A 20232-nucleotide genomic window follows, 5' to 3' on the forward strand; every position below is an offset into this window, starting at 1 on the left:
GATTGTCTGTGTCCATTTTTAACACGGTAACCTTTACGTCTTTTCTTTTTGAAAACTATTACTTTGTCACCTTTAAGGTGCTTCAAGACTTTTGCACTGACTTGTGCTCCGTCTATAGCTGGGGCGCCTAAAGTTACATTGCTACCATCACCAATTAAAAGAACGTTATCGAAATCTACTTTCTTACCTTCTTCTACTGCTAAACGGTTAACAAAAACTCTTTGGTCTTTTTCAACTTTAAATTGATGCCCTGCTATCTCTACAATTGCGTACATAGCGTAAACGTTTTTATTAATTTGTTTATAAATAAATAGCTTTCTTCTCAGAAAGCGGATGCAAATATAGTTCTAAATTCTTAATAAGCAAACGTTTTAAGGCTTTATGAAGGCTGTTTTACGTTATTAATGAGCGGTTTTAACGATAGCACGAAAATAAGTAGAACGTATTCACAGAGTTTTCACATTTTATTATGTTAAAAAGATAAATCATTCGTTATTTTTGTCGCAACTCGTGTAACAATCCACGTTGAGCGAAGACAAACACATAAAACAATTTAATTTTAAACAAAACTACAATGAAAAACTATGTACTGGCTTTGGCTTCTTTGTTGTTTATTAGCCATCAGGCAATAGCACAAAAAGTTGAATTTGAGCAATTTACTTTAGATAACGGACTACACGTTATAATGCACCAAGATAACACGGCTCCTGTTGTCATTACGTCTGTAATGTACGACGTTGGTGGAAAAGATGGAGATAGAGAACGCACAGGTTTTGCACACTTTTTTGAACATTTGTTATTTGAAGGTTCAGAGAATATTGGTCGTGGCGAATTCATGAAAATTATCCCTGCTAACGGAGGTACGTTTAACGCCAACACATCACAAGACAGAACGTACTACTACGAAATCTTTCCTTCTAATAAATTAGAATTAGGATTATGGTTAGAGTCTGAGCGTATGTTACATCCAGTTATCGACCAAGTTGGTGTAGATACACAAAATGAAGTTGTTAAAGAGGAGAAGCGTCAGAGTTATGACAACAGACCTTATGGAGGTTTACTAAAGACGATAGGTGAAAATCTTTTTGAGGTGCACCCTTATAAAGATGAAAATATTGGTAAATTGGAGCATTTAGATGCTGCAACTTTAGAAGAGTTCAATGCTTACTTCGATAAATATTACGTGCCAAACAACGCTGTATTAGTGGTTGCCGGAGATATCGACTATGCGAAGACAAAAGCACTCGTAAAAGATTATTTTAGTGCGGTTAAAAAAGGACCAGAAGTTGTACGTAACTTTCCGAAAGAAACTCCTATTACCGAAACTAAAAAAGCAACGGCTTACGATAAGAATATTCAAATTCCTGCAATTATCGCAGCTTACAGATTACCAGGCCAATCCACAAGAGAAGCTTATGTGTTAGATATGATTTCTACCTATTTAAGTGGTGGTAAAAGTTCTGTACTTTATAAGAAGTTAATAGACGATCAAAAACAAGCCTTAACAGTACAAGCTGTTAATTTAGGACAAGTAGACTATAACATTTTTGCATTATTTGCTTTGCCATTAGGTGAAGTTAGCTTAGAAACTTTATTAGCAGAAATGGATGAAGAGATTGTTAAAATGCAAAACGAATTAATTAGTGAGCGCGATTACCAAAAGCTTTTAAATCAGTTCGAAAATAATTTTGTAAGCTCTAACTCTAGTGTTGCTGGTATTGCAAGTTCTTTAGCAACGTACTATTTATTATATGGTGATGTCAATATCATCAACAATCAGTTAGAAACATACAGGTCTATAACAAGAGAGGAAATTCAGGAAGTGGCTAAAAAATATTTAAGTCCTAACCAACGTGTAGAAATTCAATATCTACCAATAAAAGAAGATCAATAATATGAAAACAGTAGTTAACATGAACACGAAGATAGTAGCGTTTTTCGCATTATTTATAATGACTATTAGTGCAAACGCACAAATAGATAGATCTCAGCCACCAGTTGCTGGTCCGGAACCACAAATTTCAATCGACGAACCTCAGGAGTTCGAATTAAAAAACGGTCTAAAAGTTTTGGTTGTAGAAAACCATAAGTTACCAAGAGTATCTTATTCTTTAAGAATCGATAACCAACCTATTGCTACAGGTGATAAAGCTGGTGTAGAAAGTTTAATTGGAAGCATGCTAGGTAATGGCACAACAACCATTTCTAAAGACGCTTTTAATGAAGAAATAGATTTCTTAGGTGCGAGTTTAAACTTCGGTTTTAGTGGAGGTTTTGCAAGTTCATTAACAAAGTATTCTGATAGAATATTACAATTATTAGCTGATGCAGCTATTAATCCTTTATTAACTGAAGAAGAATTTGAAAGTGAAAAAACAAAATTACTCGAAGGTTTAAAAGCAGATGAAAAAAGTGCAGATGCTATTGCTGGTAGAGTAGGTTCGGCATTGTCTTATGGTACAAAACATCCTTATGGAGAATTTGTAACAGAAGAAACCATTAACAATGTTTCTTTTGGTGATGCTTTAGCGTTTTATCAAAAATACTTCAACCCAAACAATGCTTATTTAGTTGTTATAGGTGATGTTGAATATAAAGATGTTAAAAAGCAAATTAAGAAATATTTTAATGATTGGTCTAAATCTGTAGATGTAAATTCTACAGTACCAAAGCCAAGTCCAAATGTGCAGTACACGCAAATTAATTTTGTAGATGTACCAGATGCTACGCAATCTAACCTCACAATTACTAATAACGTGGAGTTAAAGATGAGTGATCCAGATTACCATGCAGCTTTAATTACTAACAACATCTTAGGTGGTGGAGGTGAAGGGTATTTATTTAAAAATCTTCGTGAAGATAAAGGGTATACCTATGGAGCTTATTCTCGTTTAGGTACTGATAGATATGGAGCGTCTCGATTTACTGCAACAGCTAAAGTAAGAAATGCCGTTACAGATAGTGCGGTTGTAGAAGCATTAAAAGAAATCAACAGAATTAGAACAGAACCAGTAGATCCTCAACTTTTAAAAGATTCTAAAGCAAAATATGTTGGAAACTTTGTAATGGCCTTAGAGCGTCCACAAACTATAGCCAATTATGCTTTAAACATTAAAACAAATGGTTTACCTGCGGATTTTTACACCACTTATTTACAAAAAATAAATGATGTGTCTGTAGAAGATATTCAGCGTGTAGCTAAAAAATATTTTAAGGCAGAAAATTTAAGAATTGTAGTGGTCGGTAATGGTGCTGAAGTTTTAGAGAATTTAGAGAAAACAGGGATTCCAATTATGTATTTCGATAAGTTTGCTAATCCAACGGAGAAGCCAAAATTTGAAATAAAATTACCAGAAGGAGTTACTGTAAAAACGGTTTTGAATAAATACTTAAGTGCTGTTGGTGTAAATGCTAATAGCGATTTGAAATCTGTAATGACGCAATATGAAGCAACAACACCTATGGGAGCTGTTGTTACTGAGGAAAAGCGTTTAGACGGTAAAACTGCTCAAAACATTTATATGGGTGGAAATAAAGTGATGGGTATGGTTATGACACAAGAAGGTGCAACAGCTAACGGTCAACCTTTACCAGAAAATATGACTAACGATATGAAGGCAAATGGTGGTCTGTTTATGGAAATGAATTTAGTTAATTCAGATGCAGTAACGATCTCAGCGATTGAGCAGGTTGAAGGTAAAGACGCTTATGTTGTAAAAGTACCAGGTGAAGTGGTATCGTTCATGCTTTATTATGATGTTGAATCAGGTCTTAAAGTAAAGGAAGTGCAAACAACCTCTATGCAAGGCCAAACACAAAGTCAAGAAGCGATTTTAAAAGATTATAAGGATTATAACGGATTTAAATTTCCTGAAACAAGAGACTCTCAAATGATGGGACAGTCGGTTGTTTTCAAATTAAAAGAAGTTAAAATTAATGAAGGTGTTACAGATGCCGATTTTAATTAAGAACAGGTTATAAAATACTTTAAAAAACCGGAGCGCAAGCTTCGGTTTTTTTTATGCTTTACGTTTATTGGCAAGATAAACACCAACCAATATTAAGAGCGCAGCAAAAATTTGCACAATACTAAAGGCTTCACCATCTAGTAAACCCCAACCTAAGGCAACAAGCGGCATAATATACGTTACTGACGATGCAAAAACAGGTGTGGAAAGTTGTACGAGTTTAAAAAATACAACTTTAGCGATGGCTGTGCCAAAAACAGATAGAATCGTTACATAGATAAGTGCATTGATAATATTTGGATTATTGAAAGTTTCAGCCGTAAAAAAATCGCTAAAAAACAATATAATTACTGCCGGAATGACAATAAAAATATAATTACCAGCAGCGATGGCTAATGGTTTTACATCTTGTAGATAGCGTTTTACAATATTTACATTGGCAGCATACATTACCGTAGACGCAATAACAAAACCAGCATACAGGTAGTTTTGATTTGGGTTGAGCTCAGCACCTTTTAAAATTAATAGAGCTGTACCAATAAAACCGATAATAACACCTAAAACTTGGCGTTTTGTGGAAGTAATTTTGAATACGGCAAAACCTAATAAAATGGTGTTTAGAGGTACTAATGAATTTAAAATAGAAGCAACAGCACTATCAATTTCAGTTTCAGCAATGGCAAAAAAGAAGGATGGAATAAAGGATCCTAAAAGTCCTGAAATTAAGAGCCATTTCCATTTAGATGTCTCAACGGTTTTTAATTTATGAAAACCAAAAGTTAAAAGAATGATACCTGTTAGAATAGTTCTAAGCGCACCAAGTTGATAAGCGGTAAGTCCTAAAAGCGATTTTTTAATTAAAATAAATGAACTTCCCCAGATTAAAGAAAGAATTAAAAGGTAAATCCATTTAATGTTAGGTGTTTTCATACAAAATCAGTGCAAATGAATCACAAAATTCGTTAATTCTTTCGCAAGAAACGCTAATATGTCTTAGATTTATCCAAATTATAATAGTTTTAATTTATGAAGACATTAAAGACCTTAAGTATCGTTGCAGTTATGGCATTAGTGCTTACATCTTGTAAAAGTGAAACACAACCAGAAGTAAAAACTGTTGAAGTAGAAGTCTCTAAAAAAGACGTTTCTGCAACATTAGATCCAAATGCAACTTATGCTAAAGTAGAATTTGGTATTGATGGAATGACCTGTGCTATGGGTTGTGCTAAAGCAATTGAAAACAAAATGGCTAAAATGGAAGGGGTAAAATCAGCAAAAGTTGATTTTGATAAGCGTTTAGCTATGGTAGAATATGATGAAGCAAAGGTAACACCAGAGTCATTAGAAAATACCGTAACGAAAGTTGCAGATATATACAAAGTTAAAGACATGCACAAAGTAGATAGCTTCGGTGCAAGTGAAAAGGCATGTAAAGCAGATTGTAAAAAAGAATGTTGTGCCAACAAGTCTGAAACTGAGAATAAAGCTTGTAAAGCCGATTGCAAAAAGGAATGCTGTAGTACAGCCAAAAAAGCAAAGTAAATTATTGTAACATACTATTGAAAAACGCTATTCTTAAGGGATAGCGTTTTTTTTATGTCTTATGATTAAATTATATAGCAGTGTCATTAAAAACGATCTAATTATTTAGCACGAATAAAACAATTGTCACACGTACTAAAATTATAGCGCAAACAATCTAACTACACTCGAAGCAATATAAAGGCAATAAGAAAGCAACCTACAGGTAAAAGCCACAATAAATAAATGGAAATATCAGTGCGCTTTAATTTTGCATTGAGAATAATGCGCTTTTTCCCATTATACCGCATCCAGTTTTTAGCTATTATAAATAAGAGTATTAAAACCATCAACACCCAAAATTTGGTGGCTGACATGAGATCCATTTTCATCTGTTTGGCAAAAGCCATAAAAAAGGTCGCTAAAGCAAGTACAAATGAAACCTCTAGGAAGTTAATATATACTAAGGCGATAGCTAAGCTGCGTTTACCTAAAGTTTTTTTGTAGTGGTTGAAGACTGTGATATAATAGCGATCTAACATAATGAAATAGGAATGGTATAATTAGTGTTGTTAACTAGCTTTAAATTAAAGCAAAAAACCAGCTCTAAAAGAACTGGTTTTAAACATAATAATGATGTAAAACACTTTATTAAGGTGTTACTATTTTTACATCACTTAAATCTATTGTAGACGAAATAGTAGCATTATTACTATCATAAACGAAAGCTAGTACAGCATTACCAGTAACGGCTGAAAGATCTATTAAATTTGTAGCATCATATTCGTTATTAAAGAAACCAGTATTGGTTGGGAGAGCTGCTATTTCATCAGCACCTATTTCAATCCAAGTTGCGGTAGATGGATCACTGCCAGCTACATAATCATTAGAATAAAAAGCAGTAAGTGGTTGTCCATTGCTAAAAGCATCTGCAATTTCTAATACCATCTGTTCGTCTGGTTGTGCATCAAAATCAATAGATGGTGAAATTAACCAACTTACCATGTTTACAATTGAGCCACTACTAAATGCTGAACCACGAACATAAAATTCATTATTGAAATCACCAGTGGTCCAAGATCTTGTGCCTACTGTATTGATGACATCCCAACCATTTAAGCCGTTGCTAAAATCTTCTTCAAATACAACCGTAAAATTACTAATATCAATAGGGTCGCAACGATCGTCACTATCAAAATTGATATCTTCGGGAGAATTAACACTAATGTAATAGTCATCACCAAAAAACGTACGTTGTAATACAGCAACCATAGAACCTCTTCCAGGCGGTAAAAATAAGCCTTTAAAATCTGCAAATGTACTCGTTGCAAATAAACGTGTTTGGCTAGAAGTACAACTTTCTAAAGTACGTTCAGCATCGAAACTTTCTCCTGGTTCTGCTGAGTAAGTTAACGGACGACCACCATTGACATCAACTACACCAAGTGCTTCACTTTTTTTAAACTGAACATCGCTTATTTCTATCATTAAATTTGTTTTATCTTCAGTAAAGTCTTCTAAAGCTAAAGGTAAGGGAACAATGGTTGCTACTTCAGTAGACCTTGTAATCACTTTTAATTCATCTGATGCAGGAATTTGACCAATTCTGTCACCATCAATTTCACCCACGGTTAAAACTCCATTAGAAATACCAGCAGATAAACCTTTTAAGTTGATAAAGACTTTTCTACCTACTTCATACCTTACAAATAGAGGATTAACATCTAAACGTAAGCGTATACCAACTGTTGGGTTTTCTGCTAAATCTTGAATGATTAATTCTTCAAAATAATTTCCACCTTCGTCTGACGACACAACATAGCCACTAACAAAAATATTAGGTGCATCGTCTTCTCCAGAGTAGGTAAAAATAGTTTCATCATCTTCATAGTCAAGAATTGCCGAACCCTGTGCTTGGGAAACTTCGCCTGCAATAGAGCTCATTGTAAAAATTAAATCATCGTCCTCAAATACAGGCTCAACAGCACTGGTGTTAGGTATGGTAAAATCATCATCTTGTACGCAGCTATTGAAGATTAATAGCCCAACAAATAGAAGAATTAATTTATTGTTTTTTAAAGTTTTCATTTTTTATAATTTTTAATTTATTCTATCAATTTTATTAAAATCTTACGTAAACATTTACGTAATATGTCGTCCCATTTCCGAAGAAATAGCGATTTCCAAATAGAGGACCATTTTCATTTCCTTGTTCTTCTATTTGACTTCTGTAGTCAATGGCTCTAGATTGCTCAAATCCACCAGTTCTATAGTCTTGGTTAAACACATTATTTATAGTAGCAAAGAAGCCAATGAAGTAATCATCTACACGCCAAGATTTTCCACCTACAATATTAACTAGCATATAATCCTCAAACTGTTCTTGTTTTAGTAAGCTGCGCGCTACATCTTCGTCATAATCGTTAAAACGGTTACCACTAACGTTGTATGAAGCACTAGGGTCTAAAAATAATTCATCAGGATCCGTAAATGCAGGATCAATAGCAAAAGCCTCCGACCGTCTTAATGCACTAGGATTAACATAAGCATTTGAAAAGAAATTACTGGTTACACCAATATTCCAGAATTTAGGATCTCTATATTCAAATCCAAATTGCAAAGCGCGCTCTGGTCCACTGGCAACATGTAAATTTTCTAGATTGGTTTTACCCTCACCGTAAGTTAAAGAGCTAAATCTATTACCTGAATAATAAAGATTAGGATTATTTGTAAAGATAAAATCACCTATTGAGCCGGCACTCTTTAATTTAATAGTTGGTGTTATTTGTACTTCAACACCAAACTCTACACCTCTATGTCTTCTGTCTATATCGGTTTGAATTTCTTGTACTAAAGATGCTGCACCTTCAGTAAAGAAAAAGCCAATATTAGATCCGTCCTGAAAGTTTGAATAGAAACCAGTTAATCTCGCCTTTACTGTTGGTGATCTAAATATATAACTGGCATCAACAGATTGAATGGTTTCACTTTCTAGACCTCTAACGGTTTGGTTGTTTTGACGTGCGTTAGCAAAAGAGCTTCTTATAGTTGGTGCTTTTGTAAAATAACTTCCGTTAACATCAATTAAGTGCTTTCCAGTAACTTTATAAGTAAATCCTGCTTTTGCTCCAAAATTTATAAACTCTAGTTTTTCGCTTTTTCCAAAAGAACCCGTTTCTCCTTCACCTGGAAAATAACCATTTTCGTACTTTCCATTTCTTTGATAGTTTGTTGAAGAGATATTTCCTCCAAGATAGAAATCGATTTTATTATACCTAAATTGAGCTTGGGTAAATGCACTAGCCACATTAGCATCAATATCAAAGTTGTATCTAAAACGCTCCCCTTCGGTTACAACTCTGTTCGGGTTTCTTATATTACTTTGAGCTGTTGCGTTTGCACCAGCCTGCTGAGCATCTTCATTAAATGCATCAATATCTAAAAAGCCTGAGCCTCCAAGCAAATCTTCAATACGTGCATAATTTTGATTATTTAATATCCTGTAATTAACTGCGGCATTTATACGGATATTTTCATTTAATTCAGCATCTAAAATAGAATTGAACGTCCATTGCTTATCTTCAACCACATCTTCTTGTAATACATATACATTGTAACCGTTTAGGTTATTTCCTTCGTATAAAGTGTTCCAGTCCCACTGCCCATCATTTTTGAATTCGCGTTCTGCTAAAAAGGCTTGTTGGTAATCTGAGGCAGTTGGGTTATCGTCTTGTAAAAAGAAACTTGGTAAGGTTTGGTAATACATAGGATCAGGGTTTCGAGCTCCACCAACAAAAATAGTTTGACCGTTTTGTTCTATGGCTCTTTTACCATTATTATCCACTCTGCTATTGGCAATTTCACCAAATTGGTAAGCGACGTTGGTATTTAATTTTACTTTAGATGAAATGTCCCAATAATGGTTTAACATTAAAATAGGTTCTTCAGTATCGCGCATTCTTGAGTTGCGTTGTTCTCCATCTTGTATTCCCCAAAAAGGATTGTACTTCCTGCCTTTGAGGTTAAAAACTTCTTGTGTAATTGCTGTAGAACGACCACGTCTGTTCTGTGCATAAATACTTGTAAAATTTAAACTGTGTTTTTCGTTAATACGCTTTTCTACGGCTACAAAAAATGAGTTGGCATCATATAAAGTGCCATCTACAAACCCTTGATCTCCATAACGTCTAGAGCCTAAAATTGCATAAGACCAACCACCTTCTAATAATCCAGAACTATAACTAGCCATTACTCTACCTGCATAACTTCTGTTTGCAGATGCGTAAGAAATACGACCACCTTCTCTGTACTTAGAAGCGCGCATAACAATATTATTAGTACCTGCTAAATCACCAAAGGTGTAGTCGTTTGCAGACATACCCATCGTAAATTCTTGATTACGCTGTAAATCGTTTACACCTCCCCAATTAGCCCATTGTGGTCTACCATTAAACTGTTTGTTCATCTCTACACCGTTGATGAGTACTTTACCATTAGCATTATCTAAACCTCTAGGTCTAAAAAATGTAGCACTAAAATCAAAAGCAGCAGCACTTAAAAATACATCTCTAGAGGCTTGCAATAAGCCTGAGATATTATCTGTTAAACCGTCATCTTCACTATTTAAATTATCATCTGAAATTGAAATAACAAACATGTCTTTTTTATCGCTCGAATCAAAATCAAGGGTCATACCACTGATATCAACAGTTTGACCTTCGTTAACGATAATGGGATAACGTTTGGTAGCGTATTCCACTTTTTCTACTTTTAAAACTTGTTCGCCTAATGGAACGTTTGAAGTAAAACTAAACTCACCTTTAGCATCTGTTTTTGTAGATTGTCCGGTTTCTTCAATGATAATAGTTACATCAGGAATCGGTTCTCCTGTGATTCCGTCTAAAACGCTACCCTTAATTAGAGTTCTTTGAGCAAAACTTGTCAAAGAAAAAGCGATTGTAAACAGAAAGAGTAATAAACTTTTTTTCATGCTTAAATTCTAAATATTGATTGTTAGTATTCTAAATAAATAGTATTTAGAACGCACAAATGTACATTTTTTCTAATAATTACATACTTTTGGCAAACATTTTGATTTAGATATAACATTAACATAATATTGGCACATTAAATATCTTTATAAATATCATAAGCTTTGGACTGTTTTTGTTTTTAGCTGAAATAGATTTGTGCGCATAACCTTAAAAAATAATAAAATTCAACAAATGAAATTATTAAAATCACTTCTTATTCTATTAACGTTATTCTGTGTATCTAATGTTTCGGCTCAAAAAGACAAACGGTTTGAGATACATACAGTTGCCTTCTACAACTTAGAGAATTTATTTGATACGATAAATGATCCATTAAAATACGACGAAGCAAGTCCGATTATGGAAATGAATGCAAATCGTTCCGAAGTCTATAAAAAGAAGATTAAAAATATGGCACGTGTCGTTGCAAATATAGGCGCTGATAAAGCCAATAATTCACCTGCAGTCATTGGTGTATGTGAAATTGAAAATAGAGATGTTTTAGAAGATTTGGTTAACGACCCATTATTATTAGCTAAAGATTATGGTATTATTCATTTTGATGGCCCAGACAAAAGAAGTATTGATGTCGCCTTGTTATTTCAAAAAGCATTGTTTAGACCTATAAGCTCTAGTTCTCACGAATTACTAATTTACGATGATGTGACTAGAAAACGTGTTTATACAAGAGATCAGTTGCTAGTAAAAGGTGAACTTGAGGGTGATATCATTCATATTTTAGTAAATCACTGGCCATCTCGAAGTGGTGGTGAAGCCAGAAGTAGATCTAAAAGAGTTGGAGCTGCAAAATTGAATAAGCGTATTATAGACAGCATACAATCAATAGATCCTTACGCAAAGATTTTCACTATGGGAGATTTAAATGATGATCCGACCAACGAAAGTGTAAAGAAGGTTTTAAAAGCTGAGAAAGAAGCAAAAGATGTGGGTTTAAAAGGGCTTTATAACCCTTACGAGAAGATGTTTACGGACAAGGGCTGGGGAACAACTGCTTATAGAGATGCATTGAGTTTGTTCGATCAAATTATAATATCACAACCCTTATTAGAAGAGGACTATTCGTCGTTTAGATTTTGGAAGGCAGGTATCTATAATCCAGCCTATATGTTTAATAAACGTGGCCGATATAAAGGTTATCCATTTAGAAGTTTTGCGGATGGAGGATTTACTGGCGGTTTTAGTGATCACTTTCCTGTTTATGTCTATCTCATAAGAGAAGTGACGAAGGATGTGAAGTCAAAAAAATAAATTTATTATTTAACGGAAAAAAGCGTCGAGAAGTTAATTCTAGACGCTTTTTTTATGTTAGAAATGTTTGTTATTTAAAACCAAAGATTCCAAGGAATCATATACAATACCAGGGCTAAAGCGATACTATAAAAAATAGCTAACATTTTAAATTTTGGTTTAGACACTAATTTCTTTTTATGTTTAGAATACCCAATGGTTACCAGAGCAACAGCTATTATCATTGTAGTTGGATGTTCTACGGCTAGTTTTCTTAAACTGTCGTTTTTCATTACTTCACTCATTGTGTTTTCATCAAAATAGCCTTTAGTGAAGTAAAGCACAATACCAATTAACAATTGAATGTGCATTGTAATTAGTGTAAATAAAGAAATTCTAAAATCTTGAGGGGCAAATTCTTTATCACTAAAAAATTTAAAAAGCGCATTAAATGTGGCAAGTACCAATACTAATAAAACTAAGTATGCCCATTTTGAATGTATAAATTGTAGAATTTCCATAACTAAAAGTGTATTTATCGCTTGCAAAAATACGGATTAGAACTTTATACAAAACATTATGGGTACTTAATATTTTAGGAATACTTAAGCCTATAATTACCGTATATTTTGTTTAACGTCGAAAGTTGTAATAATACGTAACGAAAACGTTTGCGTGAATAATTTCTACTTTCAAACTTAATTGTAATAATTTTACTTGGATTTAATTGCATCTTTCAAAATGTATAACTATGAAGCAGAATTTTCTTTTAATTTTTATCGTTTTTTCATCTTTTATAGCTAATGCACAACTTGGATTTTGTTCAGGTAATTCTGGAGATCCTATTTTTGTTGAAGACTTTGGAACAGGAAATGGCAATGTCATTTTACCTAATGGTACCACCACGTATAACTTTGTCAATACCTTTCCCGACGATGGTTTTTATACCGTTTCTAATGGATCTTTTGGAAATCCTTTTGATTGGCACGAAGTTGAGGACCATACACCTAATGATACTGATGGAAGATTTCTTATCGTAAATGCTGGTTTTTCCGCGGGTGAGTTTTTTAGAACAACTGTTTCAGGATTATGTGAAACCACAACTTACGAGTTTTCAGCATGGTTAATTAATTTATTAGAAATACCTGGCTTTTGTTCAAATCAAGGCATAGAGATTCCTTTAAATGTAAGTTTTCAAATTTGGGATAGTACAGATACTAATTTGTTAGCAAGTGGAGATACAGGAGATGTTTTTGGTTCTGTGGAGCCAACTTGGGGCGAATATGGTTTGGTGTTTCAAACTTTAGCAAATCAAGATGCAGTGATCTTAAAAATTATTAATAATGGACAAGGCGGTTGCGGTAATGATTTAGCTATTGACGATATTGAATTTAAGTCTTGTGGTGATACTGTTACCGTTACTGATGACGAAAACAATACGTCTGTTGCCATTTGTACTAGCGAAATACCATTTTCAACAACCCTAACTGCCACTCCCGATTTTGCTGTTTTTAGTTCTCATTTTTATCAATGGCAAGAAAGTACAGATGGCATTAACTGGACAGATATTTCTGGTGAAACCAACCAAACCATTGCAGTTTCTGCGACCACTTCAACATTTTATAGGTCTAAAATAGCTGAGGTTGCGATTAATTTAAGCAACGACCAGTGCCTCTTATTGTCTGATGTTTTTGAAATTAATGTGAATCCAAATCCAAACGCACCAACAAATACTGGTGATGTGCCTTTTAATTGTAATTTAAATGAAGCAGTATTGTCGGTGACTGTGCCATCTGGTATTTCAGTTAATTGGTACGATGCCTTGTCAGGAGGTGCACTTCTACAAGCAAATTCACTAGCGTATACGGCAACATCTGTAGGAATCTTCTATGCTGAAGCTGTTAATAATAGTACAGGTTGTGTTTCCACAACACGAACTGCCATAAGTGTAATTCCAGTTTTTCCAGCAGCACCAATTAATGCTGGTGACGTGGATTTTAATTGTAATACCAACGAAGCAACTTTGTCTGTGTCTGTAGCATCAGATGTTACTGTGAATTGGTACGATGCCGCTTCAGTAGGAAATTTACTTTTAAGTAATAGTCTTAATTATGTAGCGACTTCCGAAGGTACTTTTTATGCGGAAGCAGTCGATAATAGCACAGGCTGTATTTCAAATTCCAGAGTAGCAGTAAGTGCGATCATTTTTGAACCAGAAGCTCCAATCAGCGATGGAGATGTTGGTTTAGATTGCGCTACAGGTGAGGCTTTGCTCTCTGTGAGTTCGTCTACAGGTACAACTGTAAATTGGTACGATGCAGAAACCGAAGGTGTTTTATTGCTTGAAAACAGCGCTAGTTACGTTGTAAACAATCAAGATACCTATTATGCAGAAGCGGTTGATGCTATTACAGGTTGTACGTCAGCGACTAGGACAGCTGTTAGTGTTTCAGGCACCATAGGATTAGAAAATTGTATCATACCTCAAGGTATATCTCCAGGTGTATCGCCAGGTTTAAATGATAATTTCGATCTCAGTAATTTCGCAGTAACAAAACTCGAAATCTATAACAGATATGGTACTTTGGTCTATTCTAAAAATGATTATAGTAACGAATGGGAAGGCCAAACGAACGATGGAGAAGAACTTCCTGTTGGATCTTATTTTTATACTATGGTTTACGAAGGGGGTTCAAAAACTCGTGCCAGTTGGGTGTATCTCAACCGATAGCATTATGGCGTTTTTTTATTCGGAAATCCTAATGGTATGTTTTAATTCATTTCCTAATTCATCCATAACGGTTATAATATGGTCTCCAGAAGTGGGTAACACAGCCATATCATGAATGTCTTTTGTGCTTCCAATAAAGGTATGGTCTAAGTACCAATAGAGTTCTAATTCTGGTTTTGAGTGGGCTACTTTTAAAATTAAATCATTGGTATTACCATCAAAATCTTTTGGCAGAAAAATGGTGCTCTGTTCTTTGGGATAAATGAACTCCATAGAAATTCGGTTAGCTTCAGCACAATCTAAACGGTAAGGCGGTACGGTTTGATAAAATGGATTTTTAGTTTTGAAATAATACGCTTGTAAAGGTGGCAGAATAAACCACGGTTTGTTTTTAATGTTTGAAATAGCTTCACACGAAGAATTTACCTGAAAACGTTCAGAAACATCCACATGCACTAATTGATGAAATGGACAAGGTTCTGTTTTTTGTCCACTAGTTTGAATGTATCTTCGTTCAGTAGCATCACAAATTGAAGACGCTCTATAACCACTTTTTTTACAGATAGTAACCTCTAGCATTTCATCAAAAGGTTGCCTAAACCAATCACTTTTTGGTAGTAAATCAAAAACATCAAATAAAATAGGTCCTGCAGTTTGCACACCAACCAAACCAGGTCGGCCTTCACCATCTGCATTACCAACCCAAACACCAACCACATAGTCTTTGGTAGTCCCAATGGCCCAAGCATCTCTAAACCCAAAACTCGTTCCGGTTTTCCATGCAATTTCTTTTGAAGAATCGTAATATTCCCAACTGTCATCGCCTTCGGGTCGGTTCACTTGTTTCATGCTTTCAAACGTGAGATAGATAGAGGCTGCATCAAAAACTGTTTTTTCATCAGATAGTGTTCCGAAATCAACAGAAGTATCAGTCTTATAAATAGGTTGTAAGAGTTCGTTTGTAAAATACTGACTCGAATTCGCATTAAAATGATTTAAAGTGGAAGCCATAGCGGCATAACTTTTACACAAATCCCAAAGGTTACTTTCTGCTCCTCCTAAAATTAATGACAAGCCGTAATGGTTTGCATTGTACTTTAAATCTTTCAATTTGAGCTGCTCTAAGTAATGATAAAACCGATCGAGACCAAAATCTTGAAGCATACGCACGGCAGGCACATTCAATGAGCGCGATAAAGCCTCATTGGCAAATACCGCTCCGTCGTAAGTATTATTAAAATTTTCAGGTTGGTAGCTTCCAAATTGTGTTGGGATATCTGCGACTAAAGTATGTGGTAACAAATCGCCAGCATCGAGCATAGCAGCATATAAAAAAGGTTTAAGAATACTGCCTGTGCTTCTTGGTTTATCAATGATATCAACACTTTTTTGATGTTTATTATCGGTTGGCGAATTGCCAATATACGTAAGGACTTGGCGTGTATTTACATCTAAAACTAAAACTGAAATGTTATAAATCTCATTCTGCTTTAATACATTATAATGTTGTTTTACAATCGCATTTGTTTGTTCTTGTAGCGCAACGTTAAGGGTTGTTTTTATCCGTTCTCCTTTATGATTTTTAGCTACTTTTTGAAGCAAATGTGGCGCAACTTGAGGCAGTGGATAAGGTTTTTGAGGTAAACCTTCGGCAATGGCTAATTGATAGGTTAATTCATCAAGCGTTCCATTATCGAATAGTTTTTTTAATAGGCGATTGCGTTTATCGAATAAGCGTTGTTGATTTTTTCCAGGATAGATTAAACTTGGTGCATTTGGTAAAACTGCGAGTGTTGCACTTTCTGCCCAAGATAAATCGGAGGCATTTCTATTATAATACCTCCAAGATGCAGCATCGATTCCAACTACATTTCCACCAAATGGAGCATGACTTGCATAGAGATTTAGAATGTCATCTTTTGACATCCTGAACTCAAGTCGGGTTGCCAAAATCAGTTCTTTTAATTTTTCGACATAAGTGCGTGATTGGCCTTTTCGAGATAAACGAATCACTTGTTGTGTAATAGTGCTCCCTCCTCGTTTTACACTTCCAGAACTTATGTTGCTTTTTAGAGCTTTAAAAATTGAAACAGGATTAAAGCCAGGATGGCTGTAAAAATAATCGTCTTCAAACTGAAGGATACAAGTTTTAAATTTATCTGGAATGCTATCATTTGCTGGAAACCTCCATTGTCCATCATCGGCAATAAGTGCTCCCAATAATTCATTGGAATTACTTGTAATTACTGTGGCTGTTGGGTCTTTAAAAAGTTGCTTTGGTAAACAAAAATAATAGGCGATTAATAAAATTAAAATCACGACTGATTTTATTCTATTCCGCTTTAAATATCTAATTAACCTATACATACACTATACAAAAACTATATTTGACACCTTTTCATCGAAAAGACAAAATGATTTCACAAACTTATCTATATATTTAAACGTGCGAAATACATTTTTAGATCATAAAATACTGATAATACTTTTAATTTCTCTGTTTTCAATTGAGGTTGAAGCGCAATTAGGGTTCTGTCAAGGAAATTCTGGAGATCCTATTTTTACAGAAACATTCGGTGCAGGCGTCCAAGATATTCCATTGCCTACTGGCACTACGACTTATACCTATGCCAATGGGTCTGATCCAAACGATGGTCTTTATACCGTTACGAGCAATACTAATTATTTTGATTGGTTAGATGTAGATGATCACACTGAAGGAGATACTAATGGCAGAATGCTAGTTGTAAACTCTCAAGCAACTCCAGGTGAATTCTTTAGAACTAATATTACTGGTTTGTGTGAAAACACAACATACGAATTTTCTTCATGGTTAATTAATCTCTCTCCATTAAATGGGTTTTGTGGTGCTGGCGTAATTCCGATAAATGTAAGCTTCGAAATATGGGACAATACGGATACAAACTTGTTAGCTTCAGGAAATACAGGGAATATTGTGAGCACTAACTTCCCTAACTGGAATCAATATGCATTGGTGTTTCAGTCTTTACCTGGACAAACATCAATAATATTGAAAATGATAAACAATGGTGCTGGAGGCTGTGGTAATGACTTAGCTATTGACGATATTCTATTTAAAAGTTGTGGTGACTTAATTGATGTTGAAGACAGTAATAACGATAGTTTAGTAGCGCTATGTAGTTCTGAAACACCTTATTCGGATACCCTTACTGCAATTCCAAATTTTACAGTATTTAATAATCATTTTTATCAATGGCAGGTCAGTTCAGATGGCATAAATTGGTCTGACGTTACTGGCGAAACAAATGCTTCAATTACAATTACAGGTGTTAACGCCACTACATATTATAGAACAAAAGTAGCTGAATTTGCTGCTAATTTAAACAATTCAGATTGTCTTACATTTTCTGATGTCTATCAAATTATTGTTAATATAAGTCCAAATCCACCTTCCAGCAATGGAGATGTTTCTATTGATTGTAATACGAACCAAGCGCTATTATCTGTAGCATCTACGACCGGAATAACCGTAAATTGGTATGATGCGCCAATTGGTGGCAATTTATTACAATTTGATTCTGAAGCATACGTAACCACCACCACAGGTACATTTTATGCAGAAGCCGTTAATACGTCAACAGGATGCGTGTCCGCTTCTCGTGTTGCGGTAAGTGCTACAGAACCGACGAGTCTTATTACACCAATTTTCGATGAGGTAAATTCAATCTGTCAAGGTGATAATTTAGCACCATTACCGACCACCTCAAATAACGGAATTACAGGAAGCTGGAGTCCTTCATTAAATAACACAATAACGACTACTTATACTTTTACACCTGATGCTAATCAATGTGCGGCCACTGTAAACTTAATTATTGAAGTCGCTACTGTTGATACGGATGGTGACGGTGTTTTTGATTATTGTGATTTAGATGATGATAATGATGGTATTTTAGATACCATGGACTCGTCATATAAAGGAATAGAAGATTGGGAAGTTGTCGCTTTAGGAACGTCGTTCCATATTAATAGTGTTTCTAATAATTCGGGTTTAGCGTCATTATCATGGCAAAATGCTTTATTAAACTCAGGTGCAGTACAAATTATAGATGCTAATGATTTTGCTGGAATTGAGCCAAATTTCACGAGTACTGGGCTCAATATTATTGCATCTAGCACTGAAAATGAGCCGATAACTTTAACTACGAATCAAGTTAGTGGTATAGATAATGCTTCAGGTAATGCTTTAAATTTTGAGGTTGATTTTGAAGGGTCAATAGCAACTTTCGATATTAGTTTTGATAATCCTGTACGTGCTGCTGGATTTGAATTAATTGATTTTTACGATTCTGATAATAGTGCAAATTATACAACCTCTATTTTGCTTGATGATATTAATATTACCACATTTACGAATACCAGTGCGGGTTTTAATATTGCAGACGCAGAAACTTTAACGGATGGCACAAATAATACCTCCGTTATTATTGGGCATAGTGTTGAAGTATTTTTTGGTTTAACCTCTGATGTAAGTTTTACAAAACTAACGGTTGTCCTAGAAAAAAATGCTTCTGATAATGGAGACTTTGCTTCTCTTGATGCTATTAAATACGTGACTGAAACAGATGTAATAGACTCTATGTTTCACCATAAAGATCTGGACAGTGATAACGACGGAATCCCAGACAATATTGAAGCACAAAGCACTGCAAACTATATCTCACCCAGTGGAGCTCCAAATTTTGGTTTTGAAGATGCCAATATAGACGGATTAGATGATCGTTACGATGCTTCTCAGGCAGGTGTTGGGTCTAACGCCATTGGAAACTATACACATACAGGAATTGGTTTAAGTCCTGTCAATACAGATGGTGCGGATGACGTAGATTTTTTAGATGCCGATAGTGATAATGATACTTTATTAGATGCTATTGAATCTGGCTATACACTTTCTGGTGTTAGAGGTGTTAATGGATTAGATAATGATGTAACGGTTGAAGCTACAGATGATTATACAGATGTTAATGGTTTAGCATTTGATGGAATAAATTTTATATTACTTGATACTGATGATGATACATTAGATAATGGTAGTAATGCAATTCCTTTAACCACTGATTTCGATTATAGAGATTTTTTTCTTGAAACACCTGTTTTCGATCCTGTAGACCCAATTTGTAGTGGTGATGACCTGTTACCACTGCCAACGACATCGAATAATGGAATTACGGGAACTTGGAGTCCTGCTATAGATAATACGGCAACGACAATCTATACGTTTACACCAGATACTGGACAAGCAGCAACTACGGTCACACTCGAAATTATTGTAATTCCTCTTATAACACCACTTTTTGATACTGTTGACGCCATATGTATCGGTGATATCTTGGCTCCTTTACCTGTGATATCGAATAATGGAATTACAGGAAGTTGGAATCCTGCTATCGATGATACAAGTACTACTGTTTACACGTTTACACCAGATGCTGGACAAGGATGTGTTATTGAAACAACGCTTGAAGTTAGAGTCAATTTGCCACCAATCATAGTTGTTCCCACAGCATTGGAAGTCTGTGATGACGAGATAGAAGATAATATTACTCAGATCGACTTAAGCCTAAAGACCACAGAGATCACAGGCAACAATCCCAACTACACAGTAAGTTACTACGAAACCATAGCAGAAGCGGAAACACAGACCAACGCTTTACCATTACTATACACCAACATAAGCAACCCACAAATC

Annotated in this window: 13 protein-coding genes; 6 read left to right on the forward strand and 7 right to left on the reverse strand. The window is 34.8% G+C overall.

The genetic code is table 11. The annotated features are described in order from the left end of the window. Positions 1 to 275: 50S ribosomal protein L21 (gene rplU, locus AB8B52_RS14765; RefSeq protein WP_406029462.1), on the reverse strand; the 275-nt coding region annotated here is incomplete at its 3' end. 299 nt (positions 276 to 574) lie between these two features. Between rplU and AB8B52_RS14770 the strand changes: the two genes are divergently transcribed. Further along, entirely contained in the window at positions 575 to 1894 is a 1320-nt protein-coding gene (locus tag AB8B52_RS14770; protein WP_406029463.1) for a M16 family metallopeptidase, read from the forward strand. 19 nt (positions 1895 to 1913) lie between these two features. Continuing rightward, the gene (locus AB8B52_RS14775; protein ID WP_406029464.1) at positions 1914 to 3968 is read left to right on the forward strand and encodes a M16 family metallopeptidase; all 2055 of its coding nucleotides are present in this window, start codon (positions 1914 to 1916) and stop codon (positions 3966 to 3968) included. Positions 3969 to 4019: 51 nt separating this feature from the next. Here the strand turns inward: AB8B52_RS14775 and AB8B52_RS14780 are convergent, their stop codons facing one another. Further along, the gene (locus tag AB8B52_RS14780) at positions 4020 to 4898 is read right to left on the reverse strand and encodes a DMT family transporter (protein ID WP_406029465.1); all 879 of its coding nucleotides are present in this window, start codon (positions 4896 to 4898) and stop codon (positions 4020 to 4022) included. 96 nt (positions 4899 to 4994) lie between these two features. On the opposite strand from AB8B52_RS14780, the gene AB8B52_RS14785 reads away from it, so the two are divergent. After that, a complete protein-coding gene (locus AB8B52_RS14785; RefSeq protein ID WP_406029466.1) occupies positions 4995 to 5510 on the forward strand; it encodes a cation transporter in 516 nt (171 codons plus the stop codon). 161 nt (positions 5511 to 5671) lie between these two features. Here AB8B52_RS14785 and AB8B52_RS14790 read toward each other — a convergent pair whose 3' ends face one another. The 3 genes from AB8B52_RS14790 to AB8B52_RS14800 all read right to left on the reverse strand — a co-directional run bounded on the left by AB8B52_RS14790 (position 5672) and on the right by AB8B52_RS14800 (position 10479). Beyond that, positions 5672 to 6031, reverse strand: coding sequence for a hypothetical protein (locus tag AB8B52_RS14790; RefSeq protein WP_406029467.1), 360 nt, complete (start codon positions 6029 to 6031; stop codon positions 5672 to 5674). Between the two features lie 109 nt (positions 6032 to 6140). Next, positions 6141 to 7577, reverse strand: coding sequence for a DUF5689 domain-containing protein (locus AB8B52_RS14795; protein ID WP_406029468.1), 1437 nt, complete (start codon positions 7575 to 7577; stop codon positions 6141 to 6143). A gap of 34 nt (positions 7578 to 7611) precedes the next feature. Beyond that, entirely contained in the window at positions 7612 to 10479 is a 2868-nt protein-coding gene (locus AB8B52_RS14800) for a carboxypeptidase regulatory-like domain-containing protein (RefSeq protein ID WP_406029469.1), read from the reverse strand. A gap of 235 nt (positions 10480 to 10714) precedes the next feature. Here AB8B52_RS14800 and AB8B52_RS14805 point away from each other — a divergent pair, with 235 nt between their 5' ends. Then, the gene (locus tag AB8B52_RS14805; protein WP_406029470.1) at positions 10715 to 11791 is read left to right on the forward strand and encodes an endonuclease/exonuclease/phosphatase family protein; all 1077 of its coding nucleotides are present in this window, start codon (positions 10715 to 10717) and stop codon (positions 11789 to 11791) included. Positions 11792 to 11865: 74 nt separating this feature from the next. On the opposite strand, the gene AB8B52_RS14810 is transcribed toward AB8B52_RS14805, so the two are convergent. After that, positions 11866 to 12291 (reverse strand): hypothetical protein, encoded by a 426-nt coding sequence (locus tag AB8B52_RS14810; RefSeq protein WP_406029471.1) that lies wholly within the window; start codon positions 12289 to 12291, stop codon positions 11866 to 11868. 230 nt (positions 12292 to 12521) lie between these two features. Here AB8B52_RS14810 and AB8B52_RS14815 point away from each other — a divergent pair, with 230 nt between their 5' ends. Then, positions 12522 to 14501, forward strand: coding sequence for a gliding motility-associated C-terminal domain-containing protein (locus AB8B52_RS14815; protein WP_406029472.1), 1980 nt, complete (start codon positions 12522 to 12524; stop codon positions 14499 to 14501). A 15-nt stretch (positions 14502 to 14516) separates the two neighbouring features. On the opposite strand, the gene pbpC is transcribed toward AB8B52_RS14815, so the two are convergent. After that, positions 14517 to 16868 carry a penicillin-binding protein 1C gene (pbpC, locus tag AB8B52_RS14820; RefSeq protein ID WP_406029473.1) on the reverse strand — a complete coding sequence of 784 codons (2352 nt, stop codon included), beginning with the start codon at positions 16866 to 16868 and terminating at the stop codon, positions 14517 to 14519. A gap of 79 nt (positions 16869 to 16947) precedes the next feature. Between pbpC and AB8B52_RS14825 the strand changes: the two genes are divergently transcribed. Then, positions 16948 to 20232, forward strand: a 3285-nt coding sequence (locus tag AB8B52_RS14825) for a hypothetical protein (RefSeq protein WP_406029474.1), incomplete at its 3' end; no start/stop codon positions are given.

Source organism: Winogradskyella sp., assembly GCF_045105575.1.
Taxonomy (GTDB): Bacteria; Bacteroidota; Bacteroidia; order Flavobacteriales; family Flavobacteriaceae; genus Winogradskyella.

Coding starts and splice junctions, on each gene's coding strand:
- AB8B52_RS14815 (WP_406029472.1), top strand. CDS start 12,522: ATGAAGCAGAATTTTCTTTTAATTTTTATCGTTTTTTCATCTTTTATA.
- AB8B52_RS14770 (WP_406029463.1), top strand. CDS start 575: ATGAAAAACTATGTACTGGCTTTGGCTTCTTTGTTGTTTATTAGCCAT.
- AB8B52_RS14785 (WP_406029466.1), top strand. CDS start 4,995: ATGAAGACATTAAAGACCTTAAGTATCGTTGCAGTTATGGCATTAGTG.
- AB8B52_RS14805 (WP_406029470.1), top strand. CDS start 10,715: ATGAAATTATTAAAATCACTTCTTATTCTATTAACGTTATTCTGTGTA.
- AB8B52_RS14780 (WP_406029465.1), bottom strand. CDS start 4,898: ATGAAAACACCTAACATTAAATGGATTTACCTTTTAATTCTTTCTTTA.
- AB8B52_RS14795 (WP_406029468.1), bottom strand. CDS start 7,577: ATGAAAACTTTAAAAAACAATAAATTAATTCTTCTATTTGTTGGGCTA.
- AB8B52_RS14775 (WP_406029464.1), top strand. CDS start 1,914: ATGAACACGAAGATAGTAGCGTTTTTCGCATTATTTATAATGACTATT.
- AB8B52_RS14810 (WP_406029471.1), bottom strand. CDS start 12,291: ATGGAAATTCTACAATTTATACATTCAAAATGGGCATACTTAGTTTTA.
- AB8B52_RS14800 (WP_406029469.1), bottom strand. CDS start 10,479: ATGAAAAAAAGTTTATTACTCTTTCTGTTTACAATCGCTTTTTCTTTG.
- AB8B52_RS14790 (WP_406029467.1), bottom strand. CDS start 6,031: ATGTTAGATCGCTATTATATCACAGTCTTCAACCACTACAAAAAAACT.
- pbpC (WP_406029473.1), bottom strand. CDS start 16,868: ATGTATAGGTTAATTAGATATTTAAAGCGGAATAGAATAAAATCAGTC.